Source organism: Desulfococcus sp. (assembly GCF_041737845.1).
GTDB lineage: Bacteria > Desulfobacterota > Desulfobacteria > Desulfobacterales > Desulfococcaceae > Desulfococcus.
This window is the reverse complement of record NZ_JBGSQX010000008.1, coordinates 1-24,900: the sequence shown is the minus strand read 5'-3', so window position 1 is coordinate 24,900 and position 24,900 is coordinate 1. Positions and strand designations below refer to the sequence as shown.

The following is a 24,900-nucleotide window of genomic DNA, read 5'->3' as shown; positions in this document are numbered from 1 at the left end:
TGCTTTTGAATTGACCCTCGGGGGGTAAGCTGGTATGAGGAGTGCGAGCCGGGGAGTGCTGTTTCCAGTTTTCCTCACTCCAAGCCTCCACTGTATCCCATTGATAGGCTTCTTCCATAATCAGTGGAGGCTTTTTTTATCTGATGAGAAGGCTAAAATCAAGATATTATTCCACGATCGGGTAGAAGGACTGCGTCCGGCCCGTTCCATCCCCCCACAAAAGGCGGTCTGTTCATGAAACAGGAGTTGATCGAAATTCTGTGCCGAAAATCCTTCAAATACAGTGAAAAGCCTGTTTTCAAGCTGGTCTCGGGCCGCATGAGCCGTTTTTATGTCAATTGCAAACCCACGACCCTGGACCCCCGGGGGATGTTCCTGGCCGGGCACCTCGTCTTCAATGCGGTCAGGGATGCGGATATCGCGGGCATCGGGGGGCTCACCTTCGGGGCGGACCCCATCGCCGTTGCCGCGGCATTCGCCTCCGAACTCAACAAACATCCCATCCGGGCCTTTTCCATTCGAAAGGAACAGAAGGACCACGGCATCATTCGGTGGATTGAGGGGGACATGGCTGCGGGGGACCGGGTGGCCATCATCGATGACGTCGCCACCACCGGCGGGTCCACCATCAAGGCCATCGAGCGGGCGCGCTCCGAGGGCATGGAGGTTGTCAAGGCCGTCGTCCTCGTCGACCGGCAGGAGGGCGGCCTCGAAAATATACAAAAATATGTTCCGGATACCACGGCGATCATCACCCGGGACGAACTCATCCGCCAGTGGCGAGCCTTCTGAAAACGCCTCTCCCGGGGCGCTGAACCCCGGCGGGCATCGCCGCTTCCGCGCGGGTTCCTTGAACCGGGGGGTCCGACGAAAACACCCCGGCCCGGAAATCGGCCGCGTCCGGGCGGGATGGGCTTCGATCAGGGAAGGATGTAAGTCGCACAGGCGTCGTCCGATTCCCATGCGCTGACCCGGGTGACCTTGATCCCCGGATCGACAATTCTTTTCAGCAGTTCCTGGGCGATGTAGACGGCGATTCTTTCGGACGAGGGCTGCTCGACGCTTTTGAAAAATTCCAGTTCGTTGAGGAATTTGTGGTCGATGTCATCGATGATGGCGGCCACATGCCGTTTGACATCCCCGAAATCCATGAGGACGCCGGCCTCGTTCAGGCGCTCCCCTCCGACGCAGACCTCCACCTTCCAGTTATGGCCGTGAAGGTTTTCACACTTCTGCCCCACCATTTTCAACTGGTGGGCGGCGGCAAAACGGGTCAGGATCTTCAGCTCAAACATAACAGTCTCCGCATTCGGGTTTCTATCTCACCGCCCCGGCCGTTGTGGATTTCAGCATATTTCTGAGTTTGTTTGAGAATTTGCCTTCTTCAAGCTTGGCAAACTCCTTCAGCAGCGCCTCCTGCTTCCTGTTCAGGCTGGTCGGCGTCTTGATGTCCACCTGGATGACCTGATCGCCCCGCCGACCGTTCTTGAGGGAGGGGATACCCTCGCCGTGAAACCGGAACAATTCCCCGGGCTGGGTTCCCTTGGGAATCACCAGGGTCTTGTCGCCCTGGAGCGTGGGCACCTGGATCTTGTCCCCCAGGGCAGCCTGAATGAACGAAATGGGCACCTGGCAGATCACATCGATATTGTGGCGCTCGAAGAATTCGTGGGGGGTGACATGAACGAATACATAGAGATCACCCGGCGGCCCGCCGTTTTCCCCGGGCTCGCCCTCGCCGCTCAGGCGAAGCCGCGACCCGTTGTCCACGCCTGCCGGTATCTTCACGGCCACCTTCTTGCTGACCCGCACCTTTCCCGCGCCCCGGCAGTTGTTGCAGGGGCTGCCGATCATCTGTCCGTTCCCCCGGCAGTAGGGGCAGGTGGTCCGGACCGTGAAAAATCCCTGGGACCGGGATATCTGGCCGGAACCGCCGCAATGGGAGCAGGATTCAGGCTTCGTCCCCGGCTCGCAGCCATTGCCGCCGCAGCTCGGGCAGTTGGCCAGCTTCTCCACGTTGATCTGGGTTTCCGCGCCGAAGGCGGCCTCCATGAAGGAGAGCTTCATGTCATACCGGAGATCGGCGCCGCGGCGCGTCCGGCTCCCCGACCGGCGGCTCGACCCAAACCCGAAAAAATCCTCGAATATGTCCCCGAAACTGGAGAAGATGTCATCAAAACCGCCAAAACCGGAGAAGCCCTGCCCTTCAAGGCCCTGGTGGCCGTATTGATCATATATGCCCCGTTTCTGAGGATCGCGGAGGACATCGTATGATTCGGCCGCCTCCTTGAACTTCTCCTCCGCGGCCTTGTCGTCCGGGTTCCGATCCGGATGGTACTGCATGGCGAGCTTGCGATACCGGCTCTTGATTTCGCTCTCGCTCGCGTCGCGGCTTACGCCCAAAACCTCGTAATAATCCCTTTTTGTCGTCATCTAACGTCCTGATTTCCCGACTCATGATAAATGTGTAACCGCAAACGCCACACTCGCTGAACTATGGAAAAAATTAATGCCAAATTCAGGAATGTCAACGCGTGGCGCCCCGTCCGGCGAGCCCGCGGCGTGGGGAGGATCCCCGTTTAACTATAGAAGAGACGATCTCCGCTTGTCCCCTCCCCGGCTCAACGCCCCGATGGCGAATCCCAGCATCACCAGAACACCGCCGCCGATAAAAAAAGCGGCGTTTTCCTTCCACGCCGACGCCTCCATGCGGTTTTTCAGCCGCTCCGCCGCGATTTTCTGCTCCTCGATGCGGGAAACGGCGTTTTCGTAGTCAGACTTGAGCTTCAGGTAGTCCTTGGACTCCGCCTTGAGGACCTCGTAGGCGTGGGATATTTCCTCCAACGCCCGCCGATTTTCACCGGTCAGGAGATCGAGCTTCTGGTTTTCCTCCTTCAGCGTCTCGTTCTCCGTCTTCAGGACATCCACCTGGGTCTTCAACTCGTCATGGGCAATCTGAAGCGTCTTGACCTGATCTCCCCGGGTCCTGGTTTTCGCGAGAAAGCGGGAAAGCACCCACCCTTCCTTTCCACTCGTCAGGATGACACGGCTCCACCCCGCCCTCTCCTCCTGCACGTCCATCATCTGCCCGGACTCGGCTTCCGCAATGACCTTGAAATCGATGCCGGGACCCGTCCGAACCGTAATCCGGATCTTGTCGCTGACATACATCCTCTCGGCCAGCGCGGCCGTGGAAAAAACCAAAAGCAACATTCCGATCGAAAGCACTTTTTTCATCAGTGAACCGTCTCCATGGGATCTGTCGGTTAATCTTCGGCGCCTGTCGGGAAGGTCTGTATACATACGTCAAAAAAAAATGTTCCGTCAATAATCTCTTTGAAAAGATGGGTCGTTATGGTAATTTAACGGTCGTCAGGCTTGATAACCCCTGCAATCAGAGGCAAGATCGATGATCGTATTTGACCTGCAATGCGCCAACGGCCATCTCTTCGAAGGATGGTTCCAAGACAGTCGGGCTTTTGAGGCGCAGATGGAAAACGGGCTGGTCGTCTGCCCGGTCTGCGGAAACACGACCGCTTCGAAAATCCCTTCCGCATTTGCCATCAAATCCTCCCATACCGCGCCGGAGCCGCCGCCTTCCCGGGAGGACCTGGCGAAGATCGGCCGGCGGCTCACGGAGTTTGTGGACAAGAACTTCGAGGATGTGGGGTGCGACTTCGCCAAGGAGGCCCTCAAAATCCATTACGGCGCCGTCGAACCCCGGAATATCCGGGGCAACAGCACCGCCGATGAAGAGAAACTCCTCAAGGACGAAGGCGTCCAGTTCTTCAAATTTCCCCCCGAAACATCCTCTGGCGTGGATTCCTGACCGGCTATGCCACGCCTTTCAGAAAGGCTTCGAGGCTTTCCCTGTCGTTGACATTATAGACCTCGCACGGATAGGCCTTCGGCAGTATTTTTTTCGCGAGTCCGGCCAGCACCTTCCCCGGACCGACCTCCACAAGGACATCGACCTTTTCGGCCATGAGCTTGCGCATGGAATCGTACCAGCGGACCGGGCTGCACAACTGCTCGGCCATGAGGCTCCGGATCCGGACGGGGTCATCCATGCGGTCCGCCGTGACATTGTGAATCACCCCGCAGGCCGGCGGATGAAAGGCGATCGTGCCCAGAAATTCGCGGAACTCCGCCTCGGCGCCTTGAATCAGCCGGCTGTGCCACGCGCCGCTGACCTTGAGCGGAACGGCCTTGGCCCGCTCGGCCGCGGCCAGCTCCGACACCTTTTTCACCGGCTCGGGAGAACCGGTGATGACGATCTGGGTTTCCGCGTTGTGGTTGGCGACCGAAACGACGCCGTCCGCCACTTGGGCGACCAGGCCCCGCACGGTTTCGATGGGAAGGCCGATGATGGCGGCCATGGCCCCCTGGTGCCGGGTCGCCTCCCGGTGCATCAGTTCGCCCCGCTTGAAAACCATCCGGAGCGTGTCCGCCTCGGAGACGACCCCCGCAGCACACAGGGCGCTGTACTCTCCAAGGCTGTGTCCGGCGGCGACATGGGGCGTGACCCCCTCCCGCTGCAGCACGGCGAGAAACGCCAGGTTCACCGTGGTCACCGCGGGCTGGAGATGGACCGTCTCCGTGAGCGCGGCCATGGGGCCCTCGAAGCAGAGCCTGGATATGGGCAGCCCCGTGATCTCCTCGGCCGCCTGAAAGCGGTCCCTCACGACGTCATACGCCTCGAATACGTCCTTTCCCATGCCCACGGACTGGGACCCCTGGCCGGGAAACAGAAATGCGATTTTCTTCATATTTCATCCTCATCCAGCCTGAAAAGTTTACGGGCGGCGTCCAGATAGACCGACTTCTCCCCCAGGCACCCGTTGCGCTTCAAAAACAGGGTCGGATCGTGGAGGATCTTGTTGACCAGGGCATTGGTCATCCGCCGGACCGCCTGTCCGTCCTCGGCAGGGAGATGGCCCAGAGACTGGCTCAGGGTCTTCCGGACCTCGGCGTCCGCGATCCCGTACAATTTTTCCCGAAGCGCCACGATGGTCGGCACGATGTCCAGCTGCCCGTACCACTGCCGGAACCGCACGACCATCTCGTCGATGATCCCCTCGGCCCGCCGGGCCTCCCGATGGCGGTCTTCGACGTTCTCCTCGATGACCCCCGCAAGGTCGTCGATATCGTAGACATAGACATTGGAAAGGCGGTTGATTTCCGGATCGATATCCCGGGGAACGGCGATGTCGATGAAAAAGAGCGGTCGGTTCTTTCTCGGCCGGAGCGCCTGCTTCACCTGGTCCCGCTGCAGGATGAAACCGGGGGAGCCGGTGGAACTGATGATGATATCCACGTCATGGAGGGCGTCGGGGACCTCCTCGAAACGGATGGCCTTTCCGTGAAACCGTTCCGCCAGGGCCACCCCCCTCTCGAAGGTCCGGTTGGCGACATGGATTTCCCCGACGCGGTGGCGGATCAGATGCTCCACCGCAAGTTCCGCCATCTCGCCTGCGCCCACCAGTAGCACCTTTTTGTCCTCGAGGGTGCCAAAGATCTTGCGCCCGAGCTCAATGGCCGCATAGCTGATGGAGACCGCGTGGTCGCCGATGCCGGTCTCGGTCCTCACCCGTTTGGCCACGAAGAAGGTCTTGTGGAGGAGCCGGTTCAGGATCACCCCGGAGGTCTTTTTGTCGACCGCGGCCCGGTAGGCCTCCTTGATCTGGCCCAGAATCTGGGGCTCCCCGACCACCATGGAATCGAGGCTCGCCGCCACCCGGAAGATATGGCGGACCGCCTCGTCTCCGTGATGAACGTACAGGGCGGATTCGAAATCCGCCACCGGGAGCTGCTTGGATTCGCTGAGATAGGTTTTGGCCGCCGCCACCGCCGCGGGCGCATCCGGCGTGGTCAGCAGGATCTCCACGCGGTTGCAGGTCGACAGCAGGAACACCTCCCGGATGACCGGCGATTCCTGAAAATTCCGCAGGGCCTGGTCGGCTTCGGCGGTGGAAAAGCCCAAGCATTCCCGAAGCTCCACCCCGGCGGTCTTGTGATTGAGCCCCAGAAGCACGATATCCAGACGGGGCCTCCTCTTGCCGCACTCCAGATAGCACAGCCCTGAATCCGCTTCCGCGGACGTCGGCGTCAATTCTCCGAAATCCGCCCGCCCCGAGGGGTCTTTATCCTCCATGGCCGGCCTCCCCCCATCACAGGACTCCTGTTGTACGACGCTTACCATTGTGTAAACTCTCCATGATGCCCCTTTAAAAAAATGTTGACGCCCAGAAATGTAAACAGGAGGACCGCAAACCCGATGATGGACATGATCGCCGATTTCCGCCCCCGCCATCCGACGGTCAGCCGCTCGTGAAGGAGGGCCGCGTAAAAAAGCCACATGATGCCCGACCAGACCTCCTTGGGGTCCCCGCTCCAGAACCTTCCCCAGACGGTCTTGGCATACAGGAACCCGCCGATCAGCCCAATGGTGAGCAGGGTGAATCCGGAAACAATACACGCATATCCCGTGCTGTCAAGAAGATCCAGCGACGGGAGGCGGCGGTAGAAGAACCCCCGCTTCTTGTGCTTGATGGCGTGCTCCTGCACGAGGTAGAGGATCCCCACCCCGCAGGCCATGGCAAAGGCGGCCTCGCCGACCAGAATGATGACCACGTGGAAAATCAGCCAGACACTCCTGAAGTGGGCCTGGACCTGCGCCGGCTCGACGGGCAGCCGGGAGGAGACGATCATCACGAACGCCGCGAGCGGCGCGGCAAACACCCCCATCACCTTCAGGTGAAACCGGTACTGGAATCCCAGAAAAAATCCCGTGACCGCCCAGCCGGCCAGGAGAAGGGTCTGGTGGAGGTTGTGGGCCGGAAGGGACCCGAAGCGGACAAAGGCATATCCGATCAGCAGGGTATGGCAGGCAAAGCCCATGCCCAGGAGCACGAATCCGAGTTTCTGCCAGGGCTCCTTCTGCAGGAACAGATAGCCGAAATACCCCAGGGTGCTCAGGACGTAAAACACCATGGTCGCCGTAACGAGCATATTCATCGTATCCATCATGGCCGTCAAACCGCTTTCATCAGGGAGTCAAAGGTATAGCCTTCGCCCAGGGCGTCCAGGAGCAGCCGGTCGACCTCCGCGAACCGGCCTTCCTTGATCAGGGAAATCAGCCCGCCGTCGATTACCCGCCGGAACTGGATCTTGTGGGTTTCCGGATCGCGGCCCTCTCCCAGGAGTTTCTTCCGGACGGCCCCCATCAGCCTGAGGCCGACCGCATATTCCTCCCCCAGGAGCGTCTCCAGTTCCTTGCGGAGCTTCCGGGCCAGCGCGGGGCTCCTGCCCGATGTCGACACCGTGATCGTGAGGTCCCCCCGCGACACCACCGCCGGGAGGGTGAAATCACACGCCTCGGGCCGGTCGGCGATATTGCAGAGAACGCCCCTTCTCCGGGCATCCGCCCCAACCCGCGCATTGACCGCGGGGTTGTCGGTGGCGGCGATCACCAGAAAGACCGCCCCGGAAACGGATGCCGTTTCCTCGGGCGCCCCGCCCTCCTGCAGCGACGCAAACGGACCCGGAGCCAGGTCGACGCTGCAGTAGCCGCGTGCCCGCCAGCAGACCGCCCCGCTGTCGATGTCCGGCCGCAGGGCATCGGTCACCTCTGGGCTCACCACCGTCACCCGCGCCCCGCAGCGGACCAGCAGGAGCGCCTTTCGGGCGCCGACGGCGCCGCCGCCCACCACCACGCACAGGCGGTCCTGCACATTGAGATTTATGGGATAGACGGGCATCGGGGTTTGCCTTTCACCAGACCACCGCCATCAGGTCTTCCGCCAGCAGGAGGGGCCCTGAAAAGGTTTTTCGGCATTGCCCCCGGATGTCCGCCGCGTCGCACGGGGGATAGAAATGGGTCAGCATCAGGCGCTTTGCCGAGGCACGCCGGGCGATCTCTCCGGCAAGGGAGGGGGTCAGGTGTTTTTCCACCTTCATGGCATCCGGCAGGGCCGCTTCGCAGATCAGAAGATCCGCCAGATGCGAGAGCCGGACCAGGTTCTCGCTGTAATCGGTATCCCCGGAGTAGACGGCCGACCTGCCGCCGGCCGACGTAACCCTGAAGGCGATGCTCTCCGGGTTGTGCGCCGCCGGAGCCGTGTCCACACGGAAGGATTCAAACACCCGGCCGTCCGGGCCGGCCGTATCGAATTCGATGACCCGGAAAAGCGCCTCCGGGAGATCCATCCAGCTTCCGTAAACCCGGAAAAGCCCGTCGAGAAAAGCAATCGTTCCCCTTCCGCCTGCAAGGGTCAGCGGCGTTTTCCGCCGCGAGATGTCGGGGTATTTGGTTGCAAAGAGAAAGGGTACCAGCTCGCCGGAATGGTCGGGGTGAAAATGGCTCAGAAATATATGGGTGATCTCGAAAATCTCCGTGCCGTTTTCCAGCAGCCGGCGCATGGTGCCGGGACCCAGATCGAAGAGCATCCTGGCGTCGCCGGTCTCCATGTATACCGAGCAGGCACTCCGCCGGAGAGACGGCACGCAGGTCCCCGACCCCAGAACGACGACCCGCAGGTCACCGGATGGACGCGTCATTCATCCCTCTCGGCACCCACGGTGTTTTTCCGGCAGTTCTGGGCCACCGGATGTTTCTGCTCGATCCGGTCAATAATCCAGTGCAGCATCTGCCGTTCGTCACGGATATCGACCATCTCGGGAATGCAGCTGACCGGAATTTCGGCCCGGGCCATGCTCTTGTGGCCGCCCGCCGACCCCAGTTGACAGAAGCTCTTCTTGGCCACCGTGCCCGCATTCTTCCGGATGCCGTCGTTTCGGAAGATCAGGATCAGCGTCCCGTCGCACACCCCTGAAACGATGCTCCAGGTGACGGGGTTCACCCGCATGAAAAAATCGGCGACCAATACGCAGACATCGGGATTGACGACCTCCCCGAGATGGACGAACACCCGCCCCCGGTGGACCCGCATGGTTTCGATGGCGATTTTGAAATATTTCAGGAAATCGAGCCGGAGATCCGCCTGCTCGATCTTCCTGGCCAGCGTGGTATTGGCGTATCGAAACAGAAACTGGAAGGCCCGGATGTCTTCTATCAGGGTCTGCCGCTCAAAATTCCGGGTGTCGGTCTTGATGGCGTGGAACAGCCCGGTAGCGAGTTTCACCGAGGGCTTGATCCTCGCGGCGCGCAGGTATTCCGTCAGGATGGTGGAGTTGGAGCCGTACTCCGGGCGGATATCCGCGAACTGGACGTTCATGTCCGTCCTGGGATGATGATCGATGACCACATCCGGGTTGAACCTCAGAAAGGCGTCATTGTGGCTGGGCTGTGAATCCACGATCACGATCCGATTGAACCGGGTTTCGCCCTTGAGGTTGTCCACATGAAGCAGGTTCACGCCGAGAAGACGAACCATGGCCAAATTGTCGGGCCGTTTGATGACGTTGATGTTCGAGATGGCAACGCCGGCGACCTTCCGCCACAGGAGCCGTTTGACGGCCATGGCGCTGGCGATGGCATCGGGGTCGGCATTGATCAGGACAAGCACCTGGTCGTTGCCTGAAAACTGTTTGTAGAAACGTCGAAGCCTTTCGACGGCGGATAGCTTCATAACTTCGGTCACACCTGCGCAATGCGGATCAAGGAACGGTAGTTTCCACCCAGAATACTATGACGCATTGACGCATATTACAAACATTTTTTCCCCTCGCCGGCCAGAATCTTTTCCGGCCGCTCCGGGTCGAGGAGGCGTCTGAATACCGGACGGATGCATGGTTCCATGGCGTCCCCCGCCAACGTCTCCCCCGCCTCCGGAGGCCTGTCGCTGAAGGCTCACCATGATGGAAAAACGGCCCATCCGGGCCGGCCGTGGAAATCTTTCGGGAATAAATTCATGACTTGACACGGCGGATCATCCTCTGCTATAGGCCAAACGAAAAAATACAGGAAAAGAATCATGTCACGCCATCGCTCCAACAGGGCGATTCACAGCGTCATTCATCGACTGGAGGGGTACAACGAAGAAGAAGCTTTTCGACTATAAAAAAAATCGAGACTGGGCTGAAAATATGCAGATCGTCATGCAGCTCGGACTCACCATGGCTGGTTCTATCATATTCTGTTTCTTTGTCGGCTGGCTCATCGACAAGTGGCTGGGAACCCGTGGGATCTTTGTGACCATTTTCATCATCCTGGGCGTCATCGGGGGTGGAAATGTGGTCTATCGCCAGATAATGGAATTGATCGGGCAGGAAAAAGACGGAGATACGGATAACCGGGAATGAATTCCATTCGACAAACCCAGAAGAAGTACTGCTCCAGAGCACTGATAACCGCCATCATCATTGGATTTGTCCTCATCCTCGCAGCACAGAAGCCCATCGCCAAGGGCCTCATCATCGGCACATTCGCCAGCATCCTCAATTTCATTCTGATCGGCGAGACCCTGCCCGGCCGAATACGCCAATCCTCAAAAAAGAAAACATTCATTTTTTCCTTGGGATCCATCTTTCTGCGCTTTGCATTGATGGCCGTGCCCTTGGTCGTCGCCATCCGATCCGAGGACTACAATCTGTTTGCCGTTGCCGCCGGCCTTTTCATGGTCCAGGTGATGATTTTAGTCGATCATATTTCATCCTTAACTTTTTCAACCAGACAGGGGTAATCAGAGGAAGCGCGATATGGAAGAATTGGGCAGGATATACCAGTTGATCGTTCCGTTTTACGGACATGAGATGCGATTCAATCTCGATGTCATGGTGATGACGTGGATTGTCATCGCCATACTACTCTCTTTCGGCTTTATGGCGACCCGGAGAAAAAGCCGTCTGCCGGGCCTGATGCAGGTGGTCGGAGAGCTTTTTGTGGCTCAGCTCTACGGGCTCACGGAGGATGCGGTAGGCAAGGATAAGGTCAATGCCTACGCCCCCCTGATCTCCGCCCTGTTCATGTTCCTGCTGATTTCCAACTGGCTGGGCATCATCCCCCACCTCCACGAGCCGTCGAAGGACCTCAACACCACCCTGAGCTTGGGCCTCATGGGGTTTGTCATCTCCCACTATGCAGGAATCAAGCAAAAAGGGATCAAGACCTATATCAAAGAGTACTTCCAGCCGATCTTTTTCATGATGCCCCTCAACGTCATCGGCGAACTGGCCAAGGTCGTCTCCATCTCCTTCCGTCTCTTCGGAAACATCATGGGCGGCTCCATCATCATCATGGTGGTCTCGTATCTGACCTACAGCGTTCTGCTTCCACCGCTTCTCAACGTCTTTTTCGGGATTTTCGTGGGAACCATCCAGGCATTCGTTTTTACGATGCTTACCGTCGTTTACATCTCAGTACAGGTTAAATAGCCATGGCTTACGACATTGCAACTTGGGTTCAGGTATCGGCGTTTCTCGGAAGCGGTTTGTCCATGGGGTTCGGGGCGATCGGAGCCGCCATCGGGGAAGGGTATGCGGCCGGTCGGGCGAATGAGGCGCTCTCCAGAAATCCCGGCGCCACCGTAAACATTTTCAAGAACATGCTGGTCGGGCAGGCCGTAGCGGAATCCGCAGCCATCTTCGCGCTGGTGGTTGCCATGATCCTGCTCTTCACCCCGCATCGCGCAGACCCGCTTACGATCTACATTCTGATTTCGTCGGGTCTGTGCATGGGGATCGGCGCCATCGGCTCCGGCATCGGGGCCGGATACCCGGCGGGCGAGGCCTGCTTCGGCATTTCCCGGCAGCCGGCCATGTCGGAACAACTCACCACCACCATGCTGGTCGGCTCGGCCGTCACCCAGACATCGGCCATCTACGCGCTGGTCACCTCCCTGATCATGCTCTATGCCGACTTTTACTCCCGTCCCTTTTCTCCGACCTGGGCGGCCGTCCTCGGGGCGGGCCTTTCCGCCGGGATCGGCGCCATCGGCTCCGGGATCGGCGAGGGATTCGTGGCCAAGGCGGGCTGCGAGGGGGTCGCCCGGCAGCCGCTCAGCAGGGGTCCCGTCACCAACGGGATGCTCCTGGGGATGGCCGTTGCGGAAACCACCTCCATCTACGGCCTCCTGATCGCCGTCATCCTGCTCTTCAAGAGCTTTGAACCGACGGCCTCCATGGCGACCTGCATGGCCCTGGTTTCATCGGGCCTTTGCATGGGCATCGGCGCTATCGGGCCGGCCATCGGCGAGGGCGCTACCGGCGAGGGGGCGGTCCGCTGGATGGCCCGAGCGCCGGAACAATTGGCAATCCTGACACGCACCATGCTGGTGGGGCAGGCGGTCTCGGAATCGACCGGCATTTATTCCCTGGTCATTTCGTTGATTCTCATTTTCGTAATATGAATTTAGCGTATCATCATGATTTAGTGTATCAAGGGCTCATTTAATCCAACAATCAAGAGGAGTGAGTTAAAATGGCTATTGAAGGTGCAGAAATCATCAAGGCGTCGGCATTTCTGGGTGCGGGCATATGCATGGGGTTGGGCGCCATCGGCCCCGGTGTGGGTGAAGGATATGCGGCCGGCAGGGCGTGCGAGGCGATCGGCAAGAACCCGAAGGAAGCCGGCCTGTTGACGCGGACCATGCTCGTCGGCCAGGCGGTCACCGAATCCACGGGTATCTATTCGCTTGTTATTTCGCTGTTACTTCTTTTTGTCGTGTAGCCTTACTATCATCATAAATGGAAGATAATAATGCAAATCGTCAGCAATATCGCTTTAATCAGCATCAATGAAACTCTGTTCGTCCAGTTGATCTCGTTTCTGATCTTCATGTTCATCATCAACCGCGTCATGTTCAAGCCGCTGAATGCGACCATGGCCGAACGGGATGAATATATCCAGAGCATCATCCAGGGCATCACCGACACAGAGAAAGCGGTGGAGGAGATCCTGGCCGACCTGACAAAACGGGAGAAAGCTGTCAAAAGAGAGGCATTCGATCTAAGTGCGAAGTTAGAGCAGGAGGGCTCCGATAAGGCCGTAAAAGTCCATTCGGCTTCCATGTCTGCCATTGCTGAACTGAGACTTAAAGCGGAAAAACAGGTCGAAGCGCAGCTCAATGAAGCCAAAAAACATCTTGAGGCCGAATCCGAAGAACTGGCAGTCCGCATCATGGAAAAGGTATTGAACCGGAGGCTATCCTCATGAAAAAGAAGTGGAAATCCCTGAGCCTGGCGCTTTTCATCCTTGCCGGCGCGGCCGCATGCCTCCATCTTTCCGGAGGCCGGGCGTTCGCCGAAGACGGAGCGGGCGACTGGCGCAAGACCTATGATATGGTGATGATGTATGTCAATTTCGGGATTCTGGTCTTTGTGCTGGTCAAATATGGCAAAAATCCGCTGATGAGTTACCTGAGGACGCGACAGGATGCGATTGCGGCGGAGATCAGCGACCTTGAAAATGAAAAGGCCCTGGTTTTGGAGAAGATCAACGAGGCCCGCAAGACCATGGCGGCCGGCGATGCCCGATTTGCCGAAGTGAAGGAAACGATCGTCCGCATGGGTGAAAAAAGGCGGCAGGAGTTGATCGAAGAAGCCGAAAAGGAGAGCCGCTTCATGATGACCATGGCCGAGCAGAAGGTCGGCGGTTATATCCTCATGGCCAAAAGGGCCTTCAAAGAGCAGCTCATCGATGCATCGGTCAATCTGGCCTTGAAACGGTTGCCGGAAAAAATCACCGAAGAGGACAACCAGCGCTTGTTCGATCAGTATCTCTCCACGGTTGGCCACGCCATGAAATAGACCCTTTACAACATCATACCGCAAGATCCCGTCCCAAACAAGAACCCGACCATTGATCTGGCCGGGTTCTTGTTTTTTCAGCTCGCAATGTGAATGGTCCGCAGCAGCAGCAAGGCCGTCCGGGCCTGGTGACCCTGAAACCGGAATCCCGAGAATTTTCTTCGCACCCGGTTTTGCTTTTCCGCCGCCAAAGTGATATGAGGCCCTGCGAAGCAGTGCAATGAACCCATGGAGCAGACCTTGAAAAAAGTGACATTCGTTGTCGGCGGCTGCCGGAGCGGGAAAAGCGGCCATGCCCAGAAAGTGGCCGAGGCGGCCTCATCAACCCGGAGGGTCTACATCGCCACCTGCATCCCCCATGATGAGGAAATGGAAGAACGGGTCGCCCGGCATCGGAACGACCGGGACGGGAACTGGCGGACGGTGGAAGCCCCCATCGAGCTTCCCGATGCCGTGACGGCCGCCGCAGAAAACGGCAATGTCGTGCTGGTGGACTGTCTGACCCTCTGGACCACCAACCTCCTGCTTTCCCCCGAGGCATCCCCCCACATCAACCGGTACACGGAGCGCCTCATCGACGCTCTCGACCGCTCCGGCTGCCCGGTCATCCTGGTATCCAACGAGGTCGGCGCAGGCATTGTTCCGGAAAACCGCCTCGCCAGGCTTTTCCGGGATGTGATGGGGACGGTCAACCAGCGGATCGCGGCCGTTGCGGACGAGGTCATCTGGACGGTGGCGGGGATTCCGGTGACCATCAAGGGAGAAAAGCGCCCCTCAGCCTGAACACGGCCAATGTTTGACGACCGGCCCCTCACGATCCAGAAAGGACCCCCTGAACGGAAGATGAAAAACCTCGTATCCGCCATCCAGTTTATCACGCGGATCCCGGTCGGCGCGCCGGGAACCTTTGAACCCTCGGGCATGATCCAGTACTTCCCCGTGGTGGGGCTCCTCATCGGCGCCCTCCTGGCCGCCTTTGACCATGTCGTCTCCCGGCTCTGGTCGGGCCACATGACCGCGATCCTGGACGGCATCTTCCTGGTATGGATCACCGGCGCCTTCCACCTCGACGGGCTGGGCGACACCGCCGACGGGCTGTACGGCAACCGGCCCCGGGAAAAGGCCCTCCTGATCATGAAAGACAGCCGCATCGGCGCCATGGCGCTCGTCACCGTGGTCTCGGCCCTGGCGGTGAAGTGGGGCGCCATCGCCGACCTGGACCGCCACCGCGCCCTTCTCCTGTTCATCATCCCCGCCTATGCCCGGGCAAGCATGCTCTTCGGCTTCCGCTTTCTGTCCTACGGCCGGCCCGAAGGCGGCACCGGCCATGCCTTTTTTGAGACCCGGATCCGGCTGTCGGATTTCTGGGCGCTCTGCATCCCCCTCGCCCTTTCGGCGTTTGCGGGGCTCCAAGGCATCCTGGTGACCCTCGCCTTCGTCCTGGTGGTGGCCGGGGTCCTCCACTTCTACAGGCGGCGCATGGGATGCATCACGGGGGACATGCTGGGCGCCATGACTGAAATCACGGAGGCGGCCCTGTTCGCGGCGGCCGCGGCAGGGGGCGCGGCATGATCACCGGCCACGGCGGAAACGTCCATCAACTGGCGAGGGACCTGGGATGCCTCCCTTCGGATATCATCGACATGAGCAGCAACGTCAACCCCTTCGGCCCGCCCCCGGGGCTGATGGCGCTCCTCCGGGCGAACCTCCATACCGTCACGGCCCTCCCGGAGGTGGACGCGGGTTCGGCCGTCCGGTCATTTGCCGCCCGCTACGGGCTTCGTCCGGACCAGGTGGTCCCCGGCAACGGGACCACCCAGCTCATCCATACCCTTCCTGCGGCGCTCGAAACCCGGCGGGCCTTGATCCTGGGCCCCACCTATTCCGACTATGCCGACGCCTGCCGGATGCACGACGTTCCCTTCACCTACGTCCTGTCCGATGCCCCCCGGCGATTTGCCCCCGACACGGCAAGGCTTTCCGACGCCTGCGGACGGGCCGACACGGTCTTCATCTGCAATCCCAACAATCCCACGGCCCGCCTGATCCCCGGCCCCGACCTCGCGGACCTGTGCCGGCGGCATCCCTCCACCCGCTTCGTCATCGACGAATCCTACCTGCCGTTTGTCACCGGCGGGGATGCCCACACCCTGGTCTGCGCGGACCTGCCCAACGTCATGGTGCTTCACTCCATGTCGAAGATCTTCCGCGTTCCGGGCCTGAGGATCGGCTTCCTGGCGGCCCCCGAGGCCATCGTCCGGAAAATGAAACGCTATTTTCTGCCCTGGAGCGTGAACAGCCTGGCCCATCAGGCCGTCGTCTATCTGATGGAGCGGCGGGAGGTCATCGACCCGTTTGTGGCGGAAAGCCGGCGCGTTCTCGATCAGGAACGAAAAGAGATGGCGGCCCGGCTTGAAGCCTCTCCGGACATCGAGGTCTTTCCCGGCTGCACCTCGTTCATCCTGGCTCGACTGACGGGAGCCCACATAGCCGGAGCCGTCTGCGCGGCCCTCGCCAGGGAAAGAATCCTCATCCGGAACTGCGGGAACTTTGCGGGGCTTTCGGAAAAATTCATCCGCATCTCCCTCAAGACGCCGGAAATCAACCGGATGCTCGCCGAAAAACTGGCCCGCCTGCTCTGAAACGGGGAACGGCCGTCGTCAGGTCGCGGAGGAGGCCGGCACGCACCGTGCCCCGGGCCTCATGTTCGTCAGAAAGACGCCGCAGCCGACGAGGACGGCGCCCACCAGCAGGGAGAGGGTCACCGGCTCGCCCAGGATGAAAAAGGCCAGCACGATGGCGCTGACCGGCACGAAATTGATGAAGAGTCCCGCCTTGGTGGGGCCGATGGCCTGGATGCCCTCATAGTACCAGATGAAGCCGATCACCGTGCCGAAGAGCCCCAGATAGACGACGCTGAGCCAGACGAGGGCCGTGTATTCCCCCATCCGGGGGATCATCCCTTCAAGGTATGCCGGCACGAACAAGGCCACGGCACCCACGGCCGATGCATAGGTCACCGAGATCAAGGGGGTAATGCCGGAGAGGACCGTCTTCCCGATCAGGGAAAAGGCGACCCAGCTCAAAACGCAGCAGAAGATGTAGAACTCCCCCAACCCCGCGCCCTCGCTCAGGACGGCCCCGAGATTCCCCCGGGAGATGACGATCACCGCGCCGGTGACCGATATCAGGATGCCGGCCATCTTGACAACGGTCAACCGCTCCCTGAAAAACAGCCCCGAACAGACGGAGATGAAAATCGGGTTCAGGGCGATGATGAGGGCCGCGCGGCCGGCGCTGATCAGCTCGAGCCCCTTGAAAAAAAAGATGTTGTAGGAGAAGATGCCGGTCATTCCCAGCAGAAACAGGGGAAGAATCTGCCGCCGACCCACGGATGGCAGCCGACCCTCCATCTTCCAGGTCAGCAGAAGGAGGAAACCCGAGGCCACGGCAAACCGGAGGAATGCCGCGGCGCAGGGGGTGATATGACCGGCCAGCATCCGGCCGGCCACGAAGGTGCCTCCCCAGAAGAGCGCGGTCATGAAGAGCTTCAAATAGACGCTAAGCATGGATGGGGGTTCCAGGGTGAGCCCCCGCCGGTATCCGGCGGGGAGGATTGTGATGGGTTATGGGACGTTGTATGCGGCAGCCCTTTATTCGGTGAGTTCACGACCGCAGTGCTTGCAGATTTTGGCCCGCTTCTTGACGATCTCGGCGCAGAAAGGGCATTCCCGCGTGAAATGGCGTTCATGAATTCTGTCGACGGCTTCCGCCGCCCGCTTTCGCAGGATATCGTTGCCGAATTTCTTGTTCTTGAGCGGTTCTACGGCATCGCTGCGGCCCAGCTCGCCCAGGATCTCGGCGGCCTTCACCCGAACCCGCATCGGTTCATCGGCATCCATGAGGATCCTCAAGGCCGTCTCTCCGCCGCTCTCACCGGCACATGCCTCAAGGGTCGACAAACCCTTCCCGATCCTGGCCTCAATCTCCTTTTGTCTGGCCAGGGCCTCTTCCTCGATGATCTGACCATGGCCGCCCTGGGGGCCGTACACGGACATGCACTCGAAGTTCTCGGTTCCCGGATAGCAGATGCACCGGTAGGACGCCGTGCGGCCGTAATTCTCCCGGATGTTGTCCCATCCCTGGGCATAAAGCCGGCACGCGTCGTTGAAACAGACGAACATATACGGCGTTCCCCATCCCAGGCCGTCGTCAATCACCATATCCGGGGCCTCCCATATGCTCATCTCCTGTTGACAATATTTGCAAAGAGGTCTTTTCTGAAGGATCACCCGCTCAAAGACCTCTTCCTTGGTTTCAAACGCCATTTAATGACTCCTCTGATGTATGTCGGTCCGTTATTGATTCCCGAAGCCGTTGTGGTCCCCGCAATCCGGGCACTGCCAGGTAATGCCGTTGCAGGACATGCCCCAGACATTCTCGCCCATGCACGCCTGGCAGATGGCAAATCCACAGCGGCACTGCCATTTGAAAAGCGGCCCGCCCCCGCAGCAGTGGCATGGGCCATCGCGAAAGCGCCGGCGGCGCTCTTTAAACGATGATCTTTTTTCTGAAGAGGTTTTCATGCTCCACCTTAATACAGCGGTTCATGACAACATCGATTCCCGCATCCATGAGCATCCCCGCCGCCCCCGGATGCTCAATGCCCAGTTGCATCCAGAAAACCCTGGGCCGCAGGCGGATCACCCCGGGGACATGGGCCATGATCTGATCGCTCGATCGAAACGCATCCACGATATCCACCGGTTCATCGATCTCCTCAAGACCGTTGTAAGCCTTTTCTCCCAGGATCTCCTTCTGGGCCGGCCGGATCGGCAGAATCCGGTAGCCTTCGTCCTGAAGATACCGGGCCACGCGATAGGAGTCCCGGTCCGGTTTCGGGCTCAGCCCCAAAACGGCGATGGTTCTGGCCTCCTGAAGCACGGACAGGATCTTTCTCTGATCGGTAAGGATTTCGCCTTTTTTCAATTTTTCATGCCCCCTGTACTTGTCGTACCCGGCGGTTGATGATACAGATACACCCATGCTGCGGAGATGATTACCTGAAATATTTCGAAATCTAATTCAGGAGGCGGGGCATGTCAACTCAAACCCATTCACCACAACCGCAAAGGGCCGCCATGACCGATCCATCCACACTCCATCTCATCGACGGCAGTGCCTATGTCTACCGGGCGTACCATGCCATCCGCGCAGGCCTTTCCAACTCGCGGGGTCTCCCCACCAACGCCGCTTTCGGATTCACCAACATGCTGAAAAAAATGCTGGCGGAAAAAGCGCCCGCCTTCCTGGCCGTCCTCTTCGATATGAAAGGGCCGACATTCCGGCATGATATCTACGAGGCCTACAAGGCCAACCGGCCGCCCATGCCGGAAGACCTTTCGGTGCAGATCCCCTACATCAAGGCCATCGTCCGCGGCTTCAACATTCCGCTTTTCGAGATCGAGGGGTTCGAGGCGGACGATCTCATCGGCACCCTGGCCCGGCAGGCGGAGGCCCGGGGGGTTGCCGTCGTCATCGTCACGGGAGACAAGGATTTCCTTCAGATCGTCTCCGAGAGGACCAGTATCTGGGACCCGATGAAGGACACGCTTACCGACCTTTCCGCGGTTCGGGAAAAATTCGGCATCGAACCCGCCCAGCTTGTCGACGTGATGGGGCTTTCCGGGGACACCTCGGACAATATCCCCGGCGTTCCGGGCATCGGCCCCAAGACGGCGCTGGACCTGATCAAAAACTTCGGCTCCATGGACGGCCTCTATCAGGCCGTCGACACCATCACCATGAAGAAGCGGCATGAGAACCTGGTCCGATACAGGGACCAGGCCTATCTCAGCCGGGATCTCGTCACCATCCGGACCGACGCGCCCATCCGCTTCGAACCCGATGCCTTCAAGCGGGTCGAGCCCGACGCCGGGGCGCTGGCTTCGCTCTTCAAGGATCTGGAGTTTCAGGAACTCCACCGGATCTATGCCGCGGCGGCGCCCCGGGACACACCCTCAACATCCTACACCGGGATCCTCGACGAGAAGGCCCTGAACGACCTCGTCCGGCGCCTTGCCGGCTGCCCGGCCTTCGCCCTGGACACCGAGACCACGGCCATTGACCCCATGCGGGCGGAGCTTGTCGGGATCTCCGTCGCAATGAAGGAAAACGAGGCCTTTTACATCCCCGTGGGGCACCGATACCTGGGGGCGCCGCCCCAGCTTCCCCGGGATACGGTCATAGAAACGCTCCGACCGGTGCTGGAGAACCCGGACATCCAGAAGATCGGGCAGAACATCAAATACGACTGGATGGTGCTGGACCGCTGCGGTATCCGCCTTTCGGGGGTTTCCTTCGACACCATGGTGGCCTCCTACCTGATCGATCCCTCCAAGAGGGCCCACAACCTGGACCGCATCGCCCTCGATTTTCTGGGCCGCAGGACCATCACCTACGAAGAGGTCGCGGGCAAGGGGAAATCCCAGGTCGGGTTCGGCATGGTCCTCATCGAAAAGGCCGTTCCCTACGCATGCGAAGACGCCGACATAACCCTGGCTGCTTACGGGGTGCTGAAGCGGAAGCTCGAGGACCTGGGCCTTCTCCGGCTCATGGAAACCGTGGAGACGCCCCTCATCCCCGTCCTGAAAGACATGGAGATGCGGGGGATCTGCGTCGACCGGGACAGGCTGACCGCTCTTTCCAAGAGATTTCAGGGACAGATCGAGATACTTGAAGACGGAATATACGCCATGGCCGGAGAGCGGTTCAACATCCACTCCCCCCAGCAGATGGGCGATATTCTCTTCGAAAAGCTCAAACTGCCGGTGCAGAAAAAGACCAAGAAGAAAACCGGGTATTCCACGGACGTGGAGGTCCTCACTTCCCTGGCCGAGCACCACGAACTGCCGGCCCTGATCCTGAGGCACCGCACCCTGGCCAAGCTGAAATCGACCTACGCCGATGCCCTGGTGGAGATGATCCACCCGGAAACAGGCAGGATCCACACCTCCTACAACCAGACGGTCACCGCCACCGGGCGCCTCAGCAGCTCCGATCCCAACCTACAGAACATCCCCATCCGGTCCGAGGAGGGCATCGAGATCCGCAGGGCCTTCATCCCCCGGAAGGGCTGGACCCTGATGGCCGCCGACTATTCGCAGATCGAGCTGCGCCTGCTGGCCCATTATTCCGGCGACGAGATCCTCATCCAGGCCTTTGTCGAGGAAGAGGACATCCACAGCCGGACGGCCGCCGAGGTCTTCCAGGTCTTCCCCCAGATGATCACCCCCGAACTGCGGCGGCAGGCCAAAACCATCAATTTCGGCATCATTTACGGCATGGGCGCCTTCAGCCTGTCGAAGGAGCTGGGCATCAGCCGGAAAATGGCACAGACATACATCAACAACTATTTCGCCAGGTACAAGGGCGTCCGGAACTTTATCCATGAGGCCATCGAAACCGCCGAACGGACGGGCATGACCAGCACGCTCCTGGGCCGGATCCGCCAGCTCCCCGAGATCCGCAGCACGAATCAGAACGTTCGGGGGGTTGCCGAGAGAACCGCGGTCAACACGCCGATCCAGGGAACGGCCGCGGATCTGATCAAGCTGGCCATGATCCGCGTCGACCGGGCGTTAAAAGAAAAGAAACTCCGGTCCGCCATGCTGCTCACCGTCCATGACGAACTGGTTTTCGAGGCGCCCCCCGACGAAATCGAAACGGTCCGGCGCCTGGTCACGGAAATCATGGAGACCGTCTGGCCCGAGTTGAAGGTGCCCCTGAAGGTCAACATCGGCACCGGAGAAAACTGGGCCGAGGCCCACTGAGGTCTGTGAGGCGGCCGGAGGCCTTTCCGGGCGCCTGCCCGCTGAAAAACATTGACAGCCCCAATCTTCAAAATTATATTGTGGTATCAGGACAGACTGAGTTCATCAGGTCATAGGCTCTTGAACCGATGGCTGCAAATCAAACCAGACGCCCTCGACCCCTTCTCCCGCCGCGACTCCAGAACCGCCATCCCCCTTCCGCCCGGCCACCATCGGATCAACAGGCTGAAGACCGTTCTTTTCGTGGTTTCAAGCAAGGCAACAGGGAGGTCACCCATGAGCGCCATCACCTACAGAGCCTTTTCGCGGACCAGCAAGAAAACCGCCATTCGTTTCACGGAAAGCAGGACGGCGGAGTGTCATAAAGGGAAACTCCTCGAGAAAAGCAGCGGGGGCATGTCCTTTATTACGGAACACGAACTGAAACCCGGAACCGGCATCCTGATCACCATGGCGGAAACGACCGCAAGCCCGAACGGCGCCAGACCCACCCCAGATTACCTTGGAGAGGTCCGCTGGTGTCTGAAGGAGAGGAAGACAAAGACCCCCACCTACAGGATCGGGGTGAGGCTGTTTTCAAGAAAATGCGTATTCTGCGGCAAGGAGATCCACCGCAGCGACACGGACACCGTCGACGTTTGCGAGGAGTGCCGGGACCGCCTCTGCGCCATGTCCAAAGGGAAAATCGAAACTTGCGTCGAAAACTATCTGCTGGGCAATGTGATTTGAGGCGGAAGACGGAAGGTTAGAAAGGCACGCGCAATCGGGCGACGTGGAGGGGCGCCGGCACAGCGCCCCTCCGTTTGCCGCAGGGGCGGCTTCAGCGGGGCGCTTTGGGCGGACTGACCATGGCCTCGCCGTCGAGAACCACCGTACCGTCCTGGTTGGTGCAGGTTGTTTTGAGGGTGAGCTTGTTCTTGTCTTCCATCTTTGCCGTCACTTCAGCCCTGGCCGTGATGGTGTCCCCGATCCTCACCGGTGCCAGGAAACGAAGCTCCTGCTTGAGATAAATCGTCCCGGGTCCGGGCAGAAGCGTCCCCAGGATCGTGGATATGAACCCGGCCGTAAGCATGCCGTGGGCGATACGGGTTTTGAAGAACGTCTTCTCGGCGTGAGCGGCGTTGATGTGGGCGGGATTGAAATCCCCGGTAATGCCGGCATAAAGGTAGATGTCCGTTTCCGAAACGGTCTTGGAAAATTCTGCTGCATCGCCTGTTTGAATCTCCGCCATCGTCTTTCCAGTCATGCTCTTCTCCTTTTTTGTGTTACCGAAACCATATCATCGCCACCAACGTCATGGCGTGCCATGAAGGTAAATCCACCCTAAAACCAGGACCGGTGGCTCCAGATATCCTTTTCCAGGCTGTTCTTATCTTCCTGCAGCGACAGGTACATGGAGGCATTCTGAATGGCGAGGCCACCCTGGTGCGCCAGGGCCTCGACCAGGAGGATCATGTCCTCGCTGAATTCCCGCGCCTCCCCGCTGCACAGGCGCATCACGCCGATAATCTCGTCTCCCGATTGAATGGGAACCACGAGCATCGAGACGATCCCCTCTTTCTTCACGGCATCCCGGTATTCCACCCGTTCGTCGGCGGAGGCGTCCGGGATCACCACGGTCTCCCCCTCGAGGGCCTGGCTGACGCTTTTTTCCTTGTGGACCGGGCCCTTGTTGATGAACTCTTCACTCAAGCCGTAGCTGGCCACCATGTCGAGGGTATCCGTATCCCTGTTCAGGAGGCGGATGTTGACGCCTTTCATATTGAAAGCCTCCGCGATATCCGCCGTCATGATGTGGAGGATTTTCTTGATGTCCAGGTTCGTAGAATTGATGCTGTCGGCCAGATCATGGAACAGTTTAGTATTCCGGGTGATCCGATGGAGCAGGCGGGAATTCTGGATGGCGACGCCGCCCTGATCGGCCAGCGCGCCCAGGAATTCGATGTCCTCCTTGGAAAAATGCCTGACGTCGGCGGTATAGAGGCTGAGCACCCCGATCATCCTTCCCTCGACCATCACGGGAACGACCAGAATCGAGGCGATGCCCTCATCGATCTTGGCCTGCCGGTTGAGGATGCGTTCATCGCTCGCGACGTCCTCGAACGCGATGCACCCATTTGTCATCATCTCGTCGCTCATCTTCTGCACCCGATACGGGTCTGAATGGAGATAGCTGTCGGACAAGCCTTTCTGGCACACCGACACAAAAACTCCCTTCGCCTTGTCTTCCAGGAACAGGCTGGCCGCCTTGGCGTCCATGGCCTCGATGGCGCTTCCCACAATCAGGTCCAGCAGATCGTCCCGCTTCAAGGTGGAGCCGATGGCCTTGCTGATCTTGCAGAAGGTTTTGAAGTAATCTTTGTTGACGCTCATTCCATTCCTCCTTCTTCCCGTCGATGCATATTGAATTCGTTGTTGAAGGGATCTCCTTCAGATATTTTTGTTTGGCGTGCTTTTTTTTAAGGATGTCCCAATTCTTCTTTCAGCTCTAACCGGTTCCGCCTTCACGACGCCAGCGGTTTTTCGTCTTTTCTCGTCGGCGGACCGTCGGCTTGACGCCAGCCTTGAGACAGTCTTGCCCGTCGAGGGTGTTCTGGTTTTCTTCACCGGCGGGGAGGCTGCCTGTTTCCGCGGAGCCGCCGCCTTCCGGTCACCCTCCCGCGCCTTCAGCCACCCCGCAATCTTGGGGGCGAACTCCGCCTGATACCTGGAACTGACATAGATGCCGATATGGCCCGTATTGAGGCAGAGGTCCTCGGTGTCCTCGCTGCCCACCGCCGCGGTCAGGCGCTCGCATGCCGCGGGCGGCACCAGGTGGTCGAACTTGCCGTAGATGTTGAGCAGGGGCATGGTGATCTTCTTGAGGTCGACCCGGCGGCCGCCCAGTTCCATCTTGTTCTGGATCAGGAGGTTCTTCTTGTAGAGGTCCTCGATGAACTGCCGGAAGGTTGCCCCGGGAATATCCGGGCTGTCGAAGATCCACTTCTCCATGCGGACGAAGTTCTCCACGAACTCCTTGTTGTCCATGTGCTCGAAGAAACCGACGTATTTGTCAAGGATGAGCCGCGCGGGGTTGAGGAGCAGGAAGGCCAGGTTCATCACGTCCCCCGGCATGTTGCCGTAAGCGTCGCCCATCTCCAGCGCCCGGGTGTTCTTCATCCAGATATGGAGGAGGCCGGTGTCCGTATCGAAGTGGGTGGGCGTCACGGTGGTGACGAGGTTCTTGATCTTTTCGGGGTGGAGGGCCGAATACATCACGGAAAAGGCGCCGCCCATGCAGATGCCCATGAGGTTGATCCGGGGCAGGTTGTGCTTTTGCCGGATGAAATCGACGATGTTGTCCATGTAGCCGTTGACATGG

General features: G+C 59.4%; 29 protein-coding genes. 14 read left to right on the top strand and 15 right to left on the bottom strand.

All coding sequences use genetic code 11. The features are described 5' to 3' along the window. Positions 1 to 234: 234 nt before the first annotated feature. Positions 235 to 792, top strand: coding sequence for an orotate phosphoribosyltransferase (pyrE, locus tag ACEW8N_RS00600; RefSeq protein WP_373497844.1), 558 nt, complete (start codon positions 235 to 237; stop codon positions 790 to 792). 128 nt (positions 793 to 920) lie between these two features. On the opposite strand, the gene queD is transcribed toward pyrE, so the two are convergent. The 3 genes from queD to ACEW8N_RS00585 form a co-directional block, all read right to left on the bottom strand. After that, the gene (gene queD / locus ACEW8N_RS00595; protein ID WP_373497843.1) at positions 921 to 1,295 is read right to left on the bottom strand and encodes a 6-carboxytetrahydropterin synthase QueD; all 375 of its coding nucleotides are present in this window, start codon (positions 1,293 to 1,295) and stop codon (positions 921 to 923) included. A 22-nt stretch (positions 1,296 to 1,317) separates the two neighbouring features. Then, on the bottom strand, positions 1,318 to 2,433 hold the full coding sequence (gene dnaJ, locus ACEW8N_RS00590; protein ID WP_373497842.1) for a molecular chaperone DnaJ: 1,116 nt from the start codon (positions 2,431 to 2,433) through the stop codon (positions 1,318 to 1,320). A gap of 150 nt (positions 2,434 to 2,583) precedes the next feature. Continuing rightward, positions 2,584 to 3,237, bottom strand: a complete 654-nt coding sequence (locus ACEW8N_RS00585; protein ID WP_373497841.1) for a TIGR04211 family SH3 domain-containing protein — start codon at positions 3,235 to 3,237, stop codon at positions 2,584 to 2,586. Positions 3,238 to 3,409: 172 nt separating this feature from the next. Between ACEW8N_RS00585 and ACEW8N_RS00580 the strand changes: the two genes are divergently transcribed. Continuing rightward, positions 3,410 to 3,829 carry a DUF1178 family protein gene (locus ACEW8N_RS00580; protein WP_373497840.1) on the top strand — a complete coding sequence of 140 codons (420 nt, stop codon included), beginning with the start codon at positions 3,410 to 3,412 and terminating at the stop codon, positions 3,827 to 3,829. A 4-nt stretch (positions 3,830 to 3,833) separates the two neighbouring features. Here the strand turns inward: ACEW8N_RS00580 and fabD are convergent, their stop codons facing one another. Genes fabD through ACEW8N_RS00550 form a run of 6 tightly spaced genes read right to left on the bottom strand, consistent with a single transcriptional unit; the run spans position 3,834 to position 9,590 of the window. Further along, positions 3,834 to 4,769 (bottom strand): ACP S-malonyltransferase, encoded by a 936-nt coding sequence (gene fabD / locus ACEW8N_RS00575; protein ID WP_373497839.1) that lies wholly within the window; start codon positions 4,767 to 4,769, stop codon positions 3,834 to 3,836. Further along, a complete protein-coding gene (gene hemA / locus ACEW8N_RS00570) occupies positions 4,766 to 6,154 on the bottom strand; it encodes a glutamyl-tRNA reductase (RefSeq protein WP_373497838.1) in 1,389 nt (462 codons plus the stop codon). The genes fabD and hemA overlap by 4 nt, the downstream gene beginning before the upstream one ends. Before the next feature lie 41 nt (positions 6,155 to 6,195). Continuing rightward, positions 6,196 to 7,017 (bottom strand): c-type cytochrome biogenesis protein CcsB, encoded by an 822-nt coding sequence (gene ccsB, locus ACEW8N_RS00565; RefSeq protein WP_373497837.1) that lies wholly within the window; start codon positions 7,015 to 7,017, stop codon positions 6,196 to 6,198. A gap of 17 nt (positions 7,018 to 7,034) precedes the next feature. Beyond that, a complete protein-coding gene (locus ACEW8N_RS00560) occupies positions 7,035 to 7,760 on the bottom strand; it encodes a bifunctional precorrin-2 dehydrogenase/sirohydrochlorin ferrochelatase (RefSeq protein ID WP_373497836.1) in 726 nt (241 codons plus the stop codon). A gap of 13 nt (positions 7,761 to 7,773) precedes the next feature. Further along, a complete protein-coding gene (locus ACEW8N_RS00555; protein ID WP_373497835.1) occupies positions 7,774 to 8,559 on the bottom strand; it encodes an MBL fold metallo-hydrolase in 786 nt (261 codons plus the stop codon). Next, positions 8,556 to 9,590 (bottom strand): bifunctional oligoribonuclease/PAP phosphatase NrnA, encoded by a 1,035-nt coding sequence (locus tag ACEW8N_RS00550; RefSeq protein ID WP_373497834.1) that lies wholly within the window; start codon positions 9,588 to 9,590, stop codon positions 8,556 to 8,558. Before ACEW8N_RS00550 ends, ACEW8N_RS00555 begins: the two co-directional genes overlap by 4 nt. Before the next feature lie 457 nt (positions 9,591 to 10,047). On the opposite strand from ACEW8N_RS00550, the gene ACEW8N_RS00545 reads away from it, so the two are divergent. The 10 genes from ACEW8N_RS00545 to cobD all read left to right on the top strand — a co-directional run bounded on the left by ACEW8N_RS00545 (position 10,048) and on the right by cobD (position 16,349). Next, positions 10,048 to 10,263, top strand: coding sequence for an AtpZ/AtpI family protein (locus ACEW8N_RS00545; protein ID WP_373497833.1), 216 nt, complete (start codon positions 10,048 to 10,050; stop codon positions 10,261 to 10,263). Beyond that, the gene (locus tag ACEW8N_RS00540; protein ID WP_373497832.1) at positions 10,260 to 10,643 is read left to right on the top strand and encodes an ATP synthase subunit I; all 384 of its coding nucleotides are present in this window, start codon (positions 10,260 to 10,262) and stop codon (positions 10,641 to 10,643) included. Before ACEW8N_RS00545 ends, ACEW8N_RS00540 begins: the two co-directional genes overlap by 4 nt. Before the next feature lie 16 nt (positions 10,644 to 10,659). Further along, positions 10,660 to 11,334, top strand: coding sequence for a F0F1 ATP synthase subunit A (gene atpB / locus ACEW8N_RS00535; RefSeq protein WP_373497831.1), 675 nt, complete (start codon positions 10,660 to 10,662; stop codon positions 11,332 to 11,334). A 2-nt stretch (positions 11,335 to 11,336) separates the two neighbouring features. Next, complete coding sequence (atpE, locus tag ACEW8N_RS00530; RefSeq protein WP_373497830.1) at positions 11,337 to 12,308, top strand: ATP synthase F0 subunit C; 972 nt, start codon at positions 11,337 to 11,339, stop codon at positions 12,306 to 12,308. Between the two features lie 71 nt (positions 12,309 to 12,379). Next, complete coding sequence (gene atpE / locus ACEW8N_RS00525; protein ID WP_373497829.1) at positions 12,380 to 12,628, top strand: ATP synthase F0 subunit C; 249 nt, start codon at positions 12,380 to 12,382, stop codon at positions 12,626 to 12,628. A 30-nt stretch (positions 12,629 to 12,658) separates the two neighbouring features. Then, on the top strand, positions 12,659 to 13,114 hold the full coding sequence (locus ACEW8N_RS00520) for a hypothetical protein (RefSeq protein ID WP_373497828.1): 456 nt from the start codon (positions 12,659 to 12,661) through the stop codon (positions 13,112 to 13,114). Next, complete coding sequence (locus ACEW8N_RS00515) at positions 13,111 to 13,707, top strand: hypothetical protein (protein WP_373497827.1); 597 nt, start codon at positions 13,111 to 13,113, stop codon at positions 13,705 to 13,707. Before ACEW8N_RS00520 ends, ACEW8N_RS00515 begins: the two co-directional genes overlap by 4 nt. A 249-nt stretch (positions 13,708 to 13,956) precedes the next feature. After that, positions 13,957 to 14,490, top strand: coding sequence for a bifunctional adenosylcobinamide kinase/adenosylcobinamide-phosphate guanylyltransferase (gene cobU, locus ACEW8N_RS00510; protein ID WP_373497896.1), 534 nt, complete (start codon positions 13,957 to 13,959; stop codon positions 14,488 to 14,490). A 60-nt stretch (positions 14,491 to 14,550) separates the two neighbouring features. Continuing rightward, a complete protein-coding gene (gene cobS, locus ACEW8N_RS00505; RefSeq protein ID WP_373497826.1) occupies positions 14,551 to 15,279 on the top strand; it encodes an adenosylcobinamide-GDP ribazoletransferase in 729 nt (242 codons plus the stop codon). Further along, entirely contained in the window at positions 15,276 to 16,349 is a 1,074-nt protein-coding gene (gene cobD / locus ACEW8N_RS00500; RefSeq protein WP_373497825.1) for a threonine-phosphate decarboxylase CobD, read from the top strand. Before cobS ends, cobD begins: the two co-directional genes overlap by 4 nt. Before the next feature lie 18 nt (positions 16,350 to 16,367). Here cobD and ACEW8N_RS00495 read toward each other — a convergent pair whose 3' ends face one another. The 3 genes from ACEW8N_RS00495 to ACEW8N_RS00485 form a co-directional block, all read right to left on the bottom strand. After that, complete coding sequence (locus ACEW8N_RS00495; RefSeq protein ID WP_373497824.1) at positions 16,368 to 17,276, bottom strand: DMT family transporter; 909 nt, start codon at positions 17,274 to 17,276, stop codon at positions 16,368 to 16,370. 84 nt (positions 17,277 to 17,360) lie between these two features. Further along, positions 17,361 to 18,035, bottom strand: coding sequence for a zinc ribbon domain-containing protein (locus ACEW8N_RS00490; protein WP_373497823.1), 675 nt, complete (start codon positions 18,033 to 18,035; stop codon positions 17,361 to 17,363). Between the two features lie 223 nt (positions 18,036 to 18,258). Next, positions 18,259 to 18,696, bottom strand: coding sequence for a CoA-binding protein (locus tag ACEW8N_RS00485; RefSeq protein WP_373497822.1), 438 nt, complete (start codon positions 18,694 to 18,696; stop codon positions 18,259 to 18,261). Positions 18,697 to 18,806: 110 nt separating this feature from the next. Between ACEW8N_RS00485 and polA the strand changes: the two genes are divergently transcribed. Next, positions 18,807 to 21,539, top strand: a complete 2,733-nt coding sequence (polA, locus tag ACEW8N_RS00480) for a DNA polymerase I (protein WP_373497821.1) — start codon at positions 18,807 to 18,809, stop codon at positions 21,537 to 21,539. A gap of 276 nt (positions 21,540 to 21,815) precedes the next feature. Continuing rightward, on the top strand, positions 21,816 to 22,268 hold the full coding sequence (locus ACEW8N_RS00475; protein WP_373497820.1) for a hypothetical protein: 453 nt from the start codon (positions 21,816 to 21,818) through the stop codon (positions 22,266 to 22,268). A 91-nt stretch (positions 22,269 to 22,359) separates the two neighbouring features. Here the strand turns inward: ACEW8N_RS00475 and ACEW8N_RS00470 are convergent, their stop codons facing one another. From ACEW8N_RS00470 to ACEW8N_RS00460, 3 genes are all read right to left on the bottom strand, one after another. Next, on the bottom strand, positions 22,360 to 22,785 hold the full coding sequence (locus tag ACEW8N_RS00470) for a MaoC family dehydratase (protein ID WP_373497819.1): 426 nt from the start codon (positions 22,783 to 22,785) through the stop codon (positions 22,360 to 22,362). 77 nt (positions 22,786 to 22,862) lie between these two features. Beyond that, on the bottom strand, positions 22,863 to 23,912 hold the full coding sequence (locus tag ACEW8N_RS00465; RefSeq protein ID WP_373497818.1) for a GAF domain-containing protein: 1,050 nt from the start codon (positions 23,910 to 23,912) through the stop codon (positions 22,863 to 22,865). Between the two features lie 57 nt (positions 23,913 to 23,969). After that, positions 23,970 to 24,900 (bottom strand): alpha/beta fold hydrolase (locus ACEW8N_RS00460; protein ID WP_373497817.1); only part of this gene is annotated, 931 nt, incomplete at its 5' end.